Genomic DNA, 13,180 nt, shown 5'->3' on the forward strand with positions numbered 1-13,180 from the left:
TATACACTCTTATCACTCTTTGTTAATCGTTTATTAAGATAATAAATATAAGGACGAAACCATGAACGATGTCATTCGTGACTTTTTCAAAATGGAATCAGCAGGTGGTATTCTTCTCGTAATTGCAGCGGCAATTGCGATGACCATTGCTAACTCACCGCTGGGCGAAACTTATCAATCTGTACTGCATACTTATGTATTCGGTATGTCAGTTTCTCACTGGATTAATGACGGCCTAATGGCTGTTTTCTTCTTACTTATTGGCCTTGAAGTGAAGCGAGAGCTACTTGAAGGAGCGCTAAAATCAAAAGAAACCGCAATTTTCCCTGCGATTGCAGCGGTTGGTGGTATGTTAGCCCCTGCTCTTATTTACGTTGCGTTTAATGCTAACGACCCAGAGGCGGTTTCTGGCTGGGCCATTCCAGCTGCGACGGATATTGCATTTGCTCTAGGTATCATGGCGCTACTAGGTAAGCGCGTACCAGTAAGCCTTAAAGTATTTTTGTTAGCTCTCGCTATCATCGACGATTTAGGCGTGGTTGTTATTATTGCACTGTTTTACACAGGTGATCTTTCTAGCATGGCGCTGCTTGTTGGCTTCATCATGACTGGTGTCCTGTTCATGTTGAATGCGAAGGAAGTAACGAAACTGACGCCATACATGATAGTCGGCGCGATCTTATGGTTTGCGGTACTTAAATCTGGTGTTCACGCAACACTTGCAGGCGTAGTGATCGGCTTTGCTATTCCTCTTAAGGGTAAACAGGGCGAACATTCCCCACTTAAGCACATGGAGCATGCACTTCATCCATACGTGGCATTTGGTATCTTACCTCTATTCGCATTTGCAAATGCGGGGATTTCGCTAGAAGGCGTATCGATGTCAGGCCTAACTTCAATGCTGCCATTAGGTATTGCTTTGGGGCTACTGGTTGGTAAGCCTCTAGGTATCTTCACCTTTAGTTGGGCTGCTGTGAAAATGGGGGTAGCTAAGCTACCGGAAGGCATTAACTTCAAGCATATCTTTGCGGTATCTGTGTTGTGTGGTATCGGTTTTACAATGTCTATATTCATTTCCTCTTTAGCGTTTGGAAATGTAAGCCCTGAGTTTGATACCTATGCTCGACTAGGTATCTTAATGGGCTCGACGACAGCCGCGTTACTTGGCTACGCGTTACTGCACTTTTCTTTGCCTAAGAAAGCGCAAGCGTAAGATACACACTGTTTAGTAAAGCCTCCCATTCGGGAGGCTTTTTTATGTCTGCAGATCGGCACATCAACCACTTCAGGCTGGTTACTTTTGTGACCAACTAAGGTCTAGCTTATGGAGTTGGGGCAAATCATCGAAAGAGGCGCTTGGCAAATCTATAGGCGAAAAAAAGCCCAGCCGAAAATTTGACTGGGCGGATACAAACATAGGAGTTAATAAGAAAAAAGCAGCAACGTAACAATTAGATGGAAACAAGTTTGACGGCCAGTGAAACTTCAAATGCCCTAACTGTTACGTATATTCAGACCGAGCCTTTTCCAAACAGTTCCATTTTTTTTCAAAAAATTTCTACTTAATGCTTTCTAGCTTCTTACACACCCGAAAGTAATAGAAAAATCGAGATGGATTACCAACTTGGTGAAGTGACTAACTTCTGTGTTTCTCATTTTATCTCCCCTAGAACCGAAGATGTATTTCATACTCTCGTCGCTTACTCCGAGCCGTCAAGGCTATTGTTAGCGTTTCAATTGCGATGGTCTGAGAAGTTTGATCGTTTTCTTCTGACAAGCTTCACTGGAGTATTCGATTGAATTTCAAAAGATTAGATCACACCTTTTGCTGTCTGGTCAGACCAATTGGTTAAAGTGTGATGTTAATCATTTGTTAATCTTAAGTTTCGGGAGTATATTTTCAAACAGTTGTTTAATACGAGTGATTAAAATGGCCCCGAGAACATCAACAAAAGAAAAAATACTCGATGTCGCAGAAGGACTCTTTGCTGAACATGGCTTTAATGATACTTCGCTAAGAACGATAACAGGTAAAGCTAACGTTAACTTAGCATCGGTAAACTATCACTTTGGCGATAAAAAAACGCTGGTTAGAGCGGTTTTAGATAGGTATTTAGAAGCACTAATGCCGAGCATTAAGACTTCATTAATTGAGCTAAACACGCGCGATAGCTACAACATGGACGATGTCTTTGAGTCATTGCGATTACCTTTACGTACATTAAATGATGTACGCCCAAATGGTACTGCGCTATTTATGTTGTTAATTGGCCGCGGTTATACAGACGTTCAAGGTCATCTACGCTGGTTCATTACCACCAGATACGAAGAGGTACTGAACCTTTTCACTTTCTCGATAATGAAGGCGAACCCGGAACTATGTGAAGAACAGTTGTTTTGGCGACTGCACTTCACGTTAGGAACCTGTGTATTTACGATGGCTTCAAGCCAAGCTCTTTCGGAGCTGGCAGAAAGTAAGTTTGAAAAGGAAGTCGATGTGAAATCTGTCGTCGATTTACTGATTCCATATTTGTCAGCAGGAATGTCAGCAAAGCAGTTGGCATAAGACAAATAAGAAAGTTAAACCAATAATAAGATTATACCCCGAGCGGTTACGTGAACAAAAGGATCTGAACTATGAGCTCTCTACGAAGAAAATGGATTAGTGACCCGGCTTTTAAAGTGTTCAAAAAAGTATTGCCACCTCTGTCTAGCACCGAGAAAGAGGCGATGGAAGCGGGTAGTGTATGGTGGGATGCCGAACTATTCTCAGGCAAGCCAAACTTCACAACATTGCATCATTATCCAACGCCTACACTGACGGCAGAAGAGCAGTCATTTATGGATAATGAGCTTGAGACCCTGCTAGAAATGCTTGATGACCAGAAGATTGTCAAAGAAGACAGGGATTTACCGCCTGAAGTATGGGAGTACCTACGTAAAGAGCGATTTTTCTCTTTGATCATCTCGAAAGCATATGGTGGTCGTGAATTTTCCGCTTTGGCGAACTCAACCATTGTTTCTCGTATTGCGACTCGAAGTATCAGTACCGCGGTATCGGTAATGGTACCGAACTCTCTTGGTCCTGGTGAGCTGCTATCGCACTATGGTACGCAAGAGCAAAAAGATTACTGGTTGCCTCGTTTAGCTGATGGTACAGACATCCCTTGTTTCGCCCTAACTGGCCCTGAAGCGGGTTCTGATGCGGGTGGCATACCTGATCAAGGCGTGGTTTGTTACGGCACCCATGAAGGCAAAGAAGTGCTTGGCGTGCGAGTTAGTTGGAATAAACGCTACATCACGCTTGCGCCAGTTGCGACAGTGCTCGGGTTAGCATTTAAACTGCAGGATCCTGAAGGGCTACTTGGTGACAAGAAAGAGGTTGGCATTACATGTGCGTTGATTCCCGCTGACCATGAAGGTGTCGAGATAGGCGAACGCCATGATCCTCTGGGGTCTGCGTTTATGAATGGTCCTACTCGTGGTGAAGATGTCTTCATCCCTATGGACTGGTTGATCGGTGGCGCTGATTATGCAGGTAAAGGTTGGCGTATGCTGGTTGAGTGTCTTTCTGCTGGTCGCGGTATCTCTCTCCCAGCGCTTGGCACAGCGATTGGTCACCTTACTACACGTACAACAGGTGCTTATGCTTACGTGCGTAAACAGTTTGGAATGTCGATCGGTAAGTTTGAAGGTGTTGCAGAAGCAATGGGGCGCATTGGTGGTCTTACTTACCTACTAGAAGCGACGCGTACGCTAACGACGACTTCTCTCGATATGAAAGAGAAACCTGGGATTGTAACCGCGATTGCCAAGTACCACATGACGGAAATCGCGCGTACCATTCTAAATGATTCGTTTGATATCCATGCGGGTCGTGCGATTCAAGATGGCCCAATGAACTATCTTGCTAAACATTACCTTGGTATCCCGGTTGCTATCACCGTTGAAGGCGCGAATATTCTGACTCGTAACCTGATGATTTTTGGTCAAGGTGCGACTCGATGTCACCCATATGTTCTAAAAGAAATGGAAGCAGCGGCGAATCCAGATTCTGAACAAGGTGCGAAAGAATTTGACAACTTACTCTTTAAACACATCAAGCACGCGCTCGGTAATACATTCGGTGCATTTGGTGCAGCACTAACTGGTTCTCGATTTGTTAACGCGCACATGAGTGGCCCAACGCAGCAATACTACAAAGACATTACTCGTCTCAGTCGTGCACTTGCAGTAAGTGCAGACTTTGCGATGTTAACCTTAGGTGGAGACTTGAAGCGTAAAGAAATGATCTCCGCACGTTTGGGTGATGGATTAAGCTATCTATACATGGCATCTGCTGCCTTGAAAAAGTATGAAGATGAAGGCCGTCAACAAGGCGATCTAGACTTCGTTCATTACGCTGTTCAACACTGTTTGTATAACGCTTCTAAGTCATTAAATGAGGCTTACACCAACTTCCCTGTGAAATACGTTGGCGGTGTGCTTAAGGGGCTATTGTTCCCGCTTGGTAATCATTTCAATAAGCCAAGTGATGAGCTGTGTGTGAATTTGGCTGAAGCGATGATGACGCCAGGCGCGCAACGTGATCGCCTCACGCATCTGTGCTACATCGGAAAATCAGAGGATGACAGCGTAGGCTTAATGGAGAATGCATTCCTTGCAATGTACGACATTAAACCTTTGGAGCGTAAACTTATGAAGGCTGCGAAGGATGGTAAAGTGGCTCGTAAAGGTTTGCTGCATGACCGTTTGCAGCAAGCATTTGAAGCAGGCGTGTTAACTGAGCAAGAAATTGATCAAATCATGGCTGCAGATAAATTGCGCTACAAGGCGATTCAAGTTGACCACTTTAGTCATGACTTTTCTGAAGTGCGAACTCATAGCCCAAAAAAGTCGCAGTTGAATCCGGCGGCATAATAGACAACTAATGTTAAGAAAAGCACCTCAATGAGGTGCTTTTTTGTATTCTTGGGGAGTGGATGGTGGGATAGTGCTCCAACCACTTGCCTTTTAAGAGCATTTTTACAGAAATTAGATGCGAAATCCCAACGAAACTTTTATCCTAACAAGGTTTTTTAAAGGAAGTTGAATATGATCATCAAACCTAGAATTCGTGGATTTATCTGTACTACAACGCACCCTGTTGGTTGTGAAGCTAACGTAAAAGAACAAATTGCGTACACCAAAGCGCAAGGTCCAATCAAAAACGCACCTAAGCGTGTTCTTGTTGTTGGTGCATCAAGTGGCTACGGTCTATCTTCTCGTATCGCTGCGGCATTTGGTGGCGGTGCATCAACTATCGGTGTTTTCTTCGAAAAAGAAGGTACTGAGAAGAAACCAGGTACAGCAGGTTTTTACAATGCCGCTGCTTTTGAAAAGCTAGCGCGTGAAGAAGGTCTGTACGCAAAAAGCTTAAACGGCGACGCTTTCTCAAATGAAGCGAAACAGAAAACTATCGAGCTGATCAAAGAAGACTTAGGTCAAATCGATATGGTGGTTTACTCACTGGCATCTCCAGTACGTAAAATGCCAGAAACTGGTGAATTAGTTCGTTCATCTCTTAAACCTATCGGTGAAACTTACACATCAACGGCTGTTGATACCAACAAAGATGTGATCATCGAAGCTAGCGTTGAGCCTGCAACAGAAGAAGAAATCAAAGACACTGTCACTGTAATGGGCGGTGAAGATTGGGAACTTTGGATCAATGCGTTGTCTGATGCTGGTGTTCTTGCTGAAGGTTGTAAGACCGTCGCGTACAGCTACATTGGTACTGAGCTAACTTGGCCAATTTATTGGGATGGTGCACTAGGTAAAGCAAAAATGGACCTAGACCGTGCAGCGAAAGCGCTAAACGACAAGTTAGCAGCAACAGGTGGTAGTGCCAATGTTGCGGTACTTAAATCTGTTGTAACTCAGGCGAGTTCTGCAATTCCTGTTATGCCACTGTACATCGCAATGGTATTCAAGAAAATGCGCGAAGAAGGTGTACACGAAGGCTGTATGGAACAAATCTACCGTATGTTCAGCCAACGTCTATACAAAGAAGACGGTAGCGCGGCAGAAGTTGATGAGATGAACCGCCTACGTCTGGATGACTGGGAACTTCGTGACGACATTCAGCAGCACTGTCGTGAGCTATGGCCTCAAATTACGACTGAGAACCTAAAAGAGCTGACTGACTACGTTGAGTACAAAGAAGAGTTCTTGAAACTATTTGGTTTCGGCGTTGAAGGCGTAGATTACGAAGCGGATGTGAATCCAGCAGTTGAAGCAGACTTCATTCAAATCTAATCGAATCACAGACTAGATAACCAATAAACAAAAGGCGCTCATTGAGCGCCTTTTTGTATTTCATAGTCAAAGTGAGTATTAACTTAGTATTATCAGAATCGTACCAGCTAGCGTCATTAAAATATTCGCAATCGCATAGGTACCCGCATAACCAAGGGCAGGGATGGTGGACTTAGCGTAGTCGTTAACGACATCCATAGCTGGAGCGCAAGTACGGGCGCCAATAATGGCACCGAAGAGCAGGGCACGGTTCATCTTGAGTACGTGTGCGCCAACTAAGTAAGCCAGAACTACAGGCACGACACTGACAATAAATGCCAAACCAATGACTTTTGGACCTACTTGCGTTAGGTGCTCGAACATCTTTCCACCTGCACTTAGACCAATTCCCACCATAAAGAACATTAACCCTAGATCTTTGACCATATTCAGCGCCCCTTGTGGGACATAACCGAAAGTAGGGTGATTTGCTCGTAAGAAACCAAGCGTAATACCGGACAACAGAAGACCCACCGCATTACCCAAACTGAAAGACACCTGACCGAACGTCATTGTGATGAGGCCAAACAGAATACCCAAAATAAAGAAGCTACAAAAAGCGAGCAAATCGGCCATTTGACTGTGGATCGAGATGAAACCGATTTTTTCCGCCAGTCCATGTACTCGGCTTTTCTCGCCGCTCACTTGAAGGACGTCCCCTTTAGCGAGCACAATGTCTAAGTCCATAGGCATTTCAATCTGAGCGCGAACTACGCGGTTTAAGAAACAGCCAAACTCAGACAAATTCAAATCCGATAAACGCTTACCAGCGATAGCGTCACTTTTTACGACGATTTCTTCTTCAACGATGCGCAAATCAAGCAAGTTACGGTCGAATACTTCTTTACCATTACGGAAGCTAGGGTCTAAGCGAGCATGGCTGTCAGGGAAGCCAACCAGTGCAATTTCATCTCCCTCTTGCAAGATAGCATCACCATCTGGGTGGGCGAGAATACCATTGCGACGGATTCGTTCAATGTAACAGCCAGTTTGACGATAAATACCCAGTTCTCGCAAGTTTTTACCATCAGTCCAGTCAATTAGCTCTGGGCCCACTCGGTAAGCTCGAATAATGGGTAAATACACTTTTCTCTGGCTTGAATTTCCAAGGCCACGCTCTTGTGCGATTTGCTGCGCGGAATCAGAAAGGTTTTGTTTTTGCAGTTTTGGCAACAATTTAGCAAACATGATCATGCTAATTAAGCCGACCAGATAAGCCATCGCGTAGCCTACGGATAGATTTTCTAATACCAGAGAAAATTCCATATTCCGCGGTATAGTCGCAAGGCCAGAGTTAAGAGCATCTTGTGCACCAACCAGTACTGGCGTTGCGGTCAATGCGCCTGCCATCATACCGGCGGATAAGCCAAAATCGAGGCCGAAATAGTGACTCAAACCATACGTTAAGCTGACCGCAGACACGAGAACAGTCATGCTTAAAATAAAATAATGCTTACCATCTCTGAAGAATATACCAAAAAAGTTTGGTCCAGCTTCAATGCCAACGCAGTAGATAAACAGCATAAAGCCAATGGTTAAAGCTTCTGCATTAAATGAGAAACCAAGGTGGCCCATTACCAAAGAGGTAATAAGAACGCCAATAGAGTTGCCTAATTGTAATTTGCCAAATCGAATTTTTCCGATGGCAAGGCCAATGGCTAATACGACGAAGATTAGAAGGATAGGGTTTTGCTCAAGAAGGTATACGACGTCTATGTTCACTGTGTGGCTCGGTAGAGTGTGTGCCAAAAAAGATTAAGAACTGTGAATTGTAACTAAATATAGCAAAAAGATAAGTGAATTTTTTTAGGTTTTACCATTAGTTGACTTAACGTAATAACCAGCTGAAAAATAATAAAAAAGCCGCATGAAGCGGCTTTTTTGAAAACAGTCTTTATTACTCGTCAAATAGACCTAGGTGCTCTTTCGCGTATGCTTCGAATTCGTCGCAGCCACCGATGTGCTCTTGGTCGATAAAGATCTGGGGAACGGTTTCAACTGGTTTACCAACTGTTTTCTCAAGATCTGCTTTAGAAATACCCTCAGCGTGAATATCAACGTAACGGTAGTTGAAGTCATCACGTTTTGCTTTTAGCGTTTCTGCGTGCTCTTTTGCACGAACACAGAAAGGACATGCAGGGCGACCAAAGATAACAACGAACATAATCTTATTTCTCCTAAATCTATTCTTTTTTGAAAGCGTACAAAACATAGCGGCTGAGTGCGCTTTCTTTTGTTGGAGTAACTATGCCCGATCCAGATACGGAAATAAAGCGGCAATTACCTCTTGGTTCTATAGGTGAAATCTATCGAATAAAAACTAAACGCGCGTGCTTATTTTACGGCTCTGAAGTATGTGAAGTGACGCATAAAAAACATACATTCTAAAGGGTTAATGATGGCAAGGTGGAATTGGTCAATTTTTTTTGTTTAAAAAAATAGCAATCTATTTTGGCTATACGCAAATAACTTCAACTCTTACATAAGTGTTAAATCAGAGGGCGAGAGGTTATTTGGGTATATTCTTTTGGGAGGGTGTGTATGTTTCAGTTTATGACTGCAACAAGGATTATATTTGGTGAAGGTGCACTTCAATCTTCATTGTCCGTTATTAACCAATTTGGCTACAGTGTTTTGCTGGTTACTGGGCAGGATACCCAACGAGCCGCCCCCATTATCCAATATCTTAAAGCTCAAAATATGCGTTACCAGCACGTAGCTATCGTTGGTGAACCATACATCACGATGGTAGAAGAGACCGCAGTGCTCGGTAGAAAATTCCAACCTGATATGGTGGTTGCGATAGGTGGTGGCAGCGTCATCGATATGGGCAAAGCCTTAGCTGCCATTATTCCCAATCAAGGCAATGTTTACGATTACGTAGAAGTGGTAGGAAGAAGCGTCCCTTTAAAAGCAAAGCCTCTTCATTTTATTGCAATTCCTACGACAGCAAGCACCGGTTCAGAAGTGACCAGAAATGCTGTGCTGAAATCTGGACAAGATAAAGTGAAAGTGAGTCTTCGAAGCCCTGATATGCTCGCAGACGTTGCCATTGTAGACCCGACACTTACTTACGGGACCGACCAATACACATCTGGACGTGGCGCAATGGATGCGTTCACTCATTTAATGGAAGCGTATGTGTGTGGTGAGCCAAACCCTCTTACTGATATGGTCTGCGAAGAGGGGCTACGCCGTTTAAGCCGTTCAGTGATTGCCGCTTGTAAGCAAGATAATCATAAGGCGCGCTCTGATTTATCGTTCGCTGCATTGCTTGGTGGTATGGCGATTACTAATGCCAAATTAGGTGCTGCTCATGGGTTAGCATCGGCGTTAGGAGGCAAGTTAGACGCCCCCCATAGCGTTATTACGGCTCGCCTAGCTCCGCACGTGATGCAGGAGAACATTAACGCTGCTAAACTCGCGGGTAGGAATGATGTGATAAGTCGTTATCGTAAGCTGGCCCAATTAGTCACTGAGCGAGTAAATGCTAACGAACACGATGGAATTCTTTGGGTAAATATGGTGCTAGATAAGTTAGCGTTACCGCTACTGGCTCAATTTGGAGTATGCCAAACCTCTTTTGAGCAAGTGGCGAATGATGCGCTTAAATCAATGGCAATCAAAGGGAATCCTTTACCTCTTAATCAGGAACGTTTGATACACATATTGCAGCAAGTCTGTGATTGTAGTGGAGAGTGTGTAGCAGAGAGTGCACAACATGTCAGTTCTGTTGAAGTACTGGAATCAAGAACGGACTTATCGAGTGTCAACGACTTAGGGTGATTGCTCCCTTAGCAGCATTAAAACAAAAGGGGAGCCTTGAGCTCCCCTAGATAAAGTATTGACTAAGCTTTAGTGCTTAGTACTGGCTTAATTTGTCATAGCGACTGTCTTTCAACGCATCTTTTACGCGTTTTAGGTTCTCACGGAAACCTGTACCACGGCGAAGAGTGAAGCCAGTTGCTAGCACATCAATCACTGTCATTTGTACAACTCGGCTTGCCATTGGCATGTAAACGTCGGTATCTTCTGGAATATCGAGCGTGATGGCCAGCGAGCTTGCCTTTTCTAGAGGAGAATCCTTCGCTGTAATCGCAATAACCGTTGCGCCATTTTCACGAGCAAGGTTCGCTATTTCTACCTGACTCTTTGTTCGACCGGTATGAGAAATAAGAACCACAACATCATTATCACTGCAGTTGATACAACTCATGCGCTGCATAACAATATCTTCAAAACAAGTAATTGGAATATTAAAGCGAATAAACTTGTTTTGTGCGTCTCGGGCAACAGAAGATGATGCACCAAGGCCAAAGAATGAAATGCGCTTCGCTTGCGTTAGCAAATCGACCGCACGGTTCACTTGCATTGGATCTAGGCTATTTTTAGCGACATCTAAACACGCCATCGTCGATTCGAAAATCTTATGGGTGTACGCGTCTGGGCCATCGTCTTCTTCCACATTACGGTTAACGTAAGGGGTGCCGTTGGCTAGGCTCTGTGCCAAGTGAAGCTTAAAATCTGGAAAGCCCTTGGTGTCCAGACGACGACAGAAGCGGTTTACAGTGGGCTCACTAACGTCGGCCATTTTAGCCAGCGTTGCAATGCTTGAATGAATTGCAGTTTGTGGAGACGCCATAATTACTTCCGCAACTTTGCGCTCTGACTTACTGAAATTCTCCAGGTTTTTTTGAATTTTTTCTAATGTATTCATAGTGTTCACGAGGGTATAGAGAACAACTCGCTGGCTCTGCTAACGAAAGGAAACACGAAGATTCCGGAGTAGAGTGGGGCGTTAACGAAAACAACCAGCGCCATAGAATCAGTATAAACCTGATCTTCAATCAGTCTAAACCAATAACGGGTACTATTTAGTGAGAATTTGACAGGCCTCAAACAAAATGTTGTAAAAACTACAGAATTGGATGTGTAAACGAAGTTTTGTTGCGCTAGTCGCACGATAATGATGTTTGAGTTACATCAAAACGAAAAAAAATTTCAAATTGATGTAACTCGATCTGGCTGTTAAGACGATTGAATATCAACAACCAGCTGTTGAATTCTTTTCATCAAATTTGGTGCTTGCTTGGCGATTTCGCGTTGTTCATCAAGCACTGAGCTCAAAATTTCTTTTGTGGTCAGTGGATTTGCCAAAACCACTCTAAACACTATCGTATTCATGCGTTGCCATTGGTCTGGGTTCAGTCTTGTACGTGAAACGAACGATTTGCCCGTTTCGCGCTGACGCTTTTGAATAAACTGTGTTAACTCATTGATCAGCTCATTCAGTTGTTCTTTTTGTGAGCCTTCTGCTTGTGCTAATGCTTCACGGATGAATGGCGGCAAATAACGGTATGTGAGCAGACAAAGCTCTGGTTCAGAAACTAACTCGAAATCATCTTGCTGTTTGATTAAATCCGCAAAGTATCGAGCTTTTTCAATGCTTTGGTCAATCAGAAGCTCGTAACCTGGGCGACTTATGATGTGCATTGCGGCGTAGACCAACATCGCCATGCCCGAACGTGAGCCTTCTAATGTATGGCTGCCTAGGTCTTTTGAACCTTTTCGCAATATATATTGAGCGTGATGCTCTATGGATTTCATTGCGTCAGGGTCTTTGAACAGAACCATACCAGCGCCCATCGGGATATAGAGCTGCTTGTGTGCATCAATAGTTACTGAGTCTGCCATTTCCACACCTTTAAGAAGATGACGGTGATGGTTAGACATCAGTGTTGCGCCACCCCATGCGGCATCCACATGGAAGTGACAGCCGTGAGCTTGGCAGACTTCAGCGATTTCAGGCAATGGATCAACATTACCTGTCTCTGTTGTGCCAGCCACACCAATAACAGCAATAGGCTTGATATTTTGTTTTTCGAGCTCAACAATTTTCGCTTTAAGGTCGTCGATAATAATACGGTTGTTGGTATCGGTTTTAACCGCAACCAAGCCTTCTTGGCCTAGCCCTAATACATCGGCCGCTTTCTTAAGGGAGTAGTGACCACGCTCAGACACTAGCACCGCTAAGCCATCATAGCCATAGTGCTTCATGGCTTTAAAAAGGCCTTCCTTTTCCACGCCTTTAAATGAGCCATTGGCTCTTAACGCTTTGTTACGTGCTACCCAAAGCGCAGTGATATTGGCAATGGTGCCGCCGGAACAAAATGCGCCTAATGAGTGGTTTGCACTGTGCATCCACTGATTGTAAAAAGTATCATTCTGACCATATATCAAGCGATGCAGCATACCCAAAACTTGACGCTCAAGTGGCGTAAAGGCTTTGGAAGTCTCTATTTTTACCAGGTTTTGGTTTAAGGCGATCATGATCTTTGACAGTGGCATCAAGAAATAAGGCAGTGCCGATGTCATATGACCAATGAAGCTTGGTGAAGATGTGTGAACTGAGTGCGACACCAAAGTGTCGAGTAAGTGCTCTGTATGATCTGACACGAACTCTGGCTGCTCAGGAATCTGAGCAGAAGAAAAGTCTTTTTCGATTTCGCGTAAAGGCTTTTCTTCTGCCACGATGTGTTCACGAAGAAATTGATTTAGATTTCGCGAGAGGCTCTCGTCAATTTTAGTTAACGTTGAGTCCGGACCTTCTGGGACAGTGAAGATCTTTAGCAAGCTCTCAAAGCTAACATCAGCGGTTTTTTGTTCCTTAACCATAGCAAAGAATCTTTGTAGTTATTTTGGTAATGCGAGCGGCACAATCTAAACTAAAACGGGCGCAAAGTCCCGTTTTAATTGTTGAAACCCAAGTTGTAGAAATGAAAATTTTAGGTGAAGGTTACGATATTCACATTAAAAAATTCTAGATTGAGCACGTTAAAACATT

9 protein-coding genes are annotated in these 13,180 nt (G+C 43.9%); 5 read left to right on the forward strand and 4 right to left on the reverse strand.

Features of this window, described 5'->3' with window-relative positions; translation table 11 throughout:
- Positions 1–61: 61 nt before the first annotated feature.
- The 4 genes from nhaA to fabV all read left to right on the forward strand — a co-directional run bounded on the left by nhaA (position 62) and on the right by fabV (position 6,297).
- Positions 62–1,213, forward strand: coding sequence for a Na+/H+ antiporter NhaA (nhaA, locus tag R7F07_RS09680; protein ID WP_005378034.1), 1,152 nt, complete (start codon positions 62–64; stop codon positions 1,211–1,213).
- Positions 1,214–1,930: 717 nt separating this feature from the next.
- The gene (locus tag R7F07_RS09685; RefSeq protein ID WP_005378033.1) at positions 1,931–2,566 is read left to right on the forward strand and encodes a TetR/AcrR family transcriptional regulator; all 636 of its coding nucleotides are present in this window, start codon (positions 1,931–1,933) and stop codon (positions 2,564–2,566) included.
- Between the two features lie 71 nt (positions 2,567–2,637).
- On the forward strand, positions 2,638–4,920 hold the full coding sequence (locus R7F07_RS09690; RefSeq protein ID WP_017634878.1) for an acyl-CoA dehydrogenase: 2,283 nt from the start codon (positions 2,638–2,640) through the stop codon (positions 4,918–4,920).
- Positions 4,921–5,094: 174 nt separating this feature from the next.
- Positions 5,095–6,297: an enoyl-ACP reductase FabV gene (gene fabV, locus R7F07_RS09695; RefSeq protein WP_005388648.1), complete on the forward strand. Its 1,203-nt coding sequence runs from the start codon at positions 5,095–5,097 to the stop codon at positions 6,295–6,297.
- A 78-nt stretch (positions 6,298–6,375) separates the two neighbouring features.
- Here the strand turns inward: fabV and R7F07_RS09700 are convergent, their stop codons facing one another.
- Together R7F07_RS09700 and R7F07_RS09705 are read right to left on the reverse strand one after the other, a co-directional pair.
- Positions 6,376–8,058, reverse strand: a complete 1,683-nt coding sequence (locus tag R7F07_RS09700) for an aspartate:alanine antiporter (protein ID WP_005378028.1) — start codon at positions 8,056–8,058, stop codon at positions 6,376–6,378.
- 175 nt (positions 8,059–8,233) lie between these two features.
- Positions 8,234–8,500 (reverse strand): GrxA family glutaredoxin, encoded by a 267-nt coding sequence (locus R7F07_RS09705; RefSeq protein WP_005378026.1) that lies wholly within the window; start codon positions 8,498–8,500, stop codon positions 8,234–8,236.
- A gap of 377 nt (positions 8,501–8,877) precedes the next feature.
- On the opposite strand from R7F07_RS09705, the gene R7F07_RS09710 reads away from it, so the two are divergent.
- Complete coding sequence (locus R7F07_RS09710) at positions 8,878–10,122, forward strand: iron-containing alcohol dehydrogenase (protein ID WP_054576427.1); 1,245 nt, start codon at positions 8,878–8,880, stop codon at positions 10,120–10,122.
- Positions 10,123–10,198: 76 nt separating this feature from the next.
- Here R7F07_RS09710 and R7F07_RS09715 read toward each other — a convergent pair whose 3' ends face one another.
- Together R7F07_RS09715 and panP are read right to left on the reverse strand one after the other, a co-directional pair.
- Positions 10,199–11,053 carry a MurR/RpiR family transcriptional regulator gene (locus R7F07_RS09715; RefSeq protein ID WP_005378021.1) on the reverse strand — a complete coding sequence of 285 codons (855 nt, stop codon included), beginning with the start codon at positions 11,051–11,053 and terminating at the stop codon, positions 10,199–10,201.
- A 311-nt stretch (positions 11,054–11,364) separates the two neighbouring features.
- Positions 11,365–13,011 (reverse strand): pyridoxal-dependent aspartate 1-decarboxylase PanP, encoded by a 1,647-nt coding sequence (gene panP, locus R7F07_RS09720; protein WP_033905124.1) that lies wholly within the window; start codon positions 13,009–13,011, stop codon positions 11,365–11,367.
- Between the last annotated feature and the right edge of the window lie 169 nt (positions 13,012–13,180).

This window comes from Vibrio sp. YT-16, assembly GCF_033337405.1.
Classification (GTDB): Bacteria; Pseudomonadota; Gammaproteobacteria; order Enterobacterales; family Vibrionaceae; genus Vibrio; species Vibrio alginolyticus.

Excerpts from the sequence above, each read along its gene's own strand:
- R7F07_RS09690 (WP_017634878.1), top strand. The coding sequence starts at position 2,638 with ATGAGCTCTCTACGAAGAAAATGGATTAGTGACCCGGCTTTTAAAGTG.
- R7F07_RS09715 (WP_005378021.1), bottom strand. The coding sequence starts at position 11,053 with ATGAATACATTAGAAAAAATTCAAAAAAACCTGGAGAATTTCAGTAAG.
- panP (WP_033905124.1), bottom strand. The coding sequence starts at position 13,011 with ATGGTTAAGGAACAAAAAACCGCTGATGTTAGCTTTGAGAGCTTGCTA.
- fabV (WP_005388648.1), top strand. The coding sequence starts at position 5,095 with ATGATCATCAAACCTAGAATTCGTGGATTTATCTGTACTACAACGCAC.
- R7F07_RS09685 (WP_005378033.1), top strand. The coding sequence starts at position 1,931 with ATGGCCCCGAGAACATCAACAAAAGAAAAAATACTCGATGTCGCAGAA.
- R7F07_RS09705 (WP_005378026.1), bottom strand. The coding sequence starts at position 8,500 with ATGTTCGTTGTTATCTTTGGTCGCCCTGCATGTCCTTTCTGTGTTCGT.
- R7F07_RS09710 (WP_054576427.1), top strand. The coding sequence starts at position 8,878 with ATGTTTCAGTTTATGACTGCAACAAGGATTATATTTGGTGAAGGTGCA.
- nhaA (WP_005378034.1), top strand. The coding sequence starts at position 62 with ATGAACGATGTCATTCGTGACTTTTTCAAAATGGAATCAGCAGGTGGT.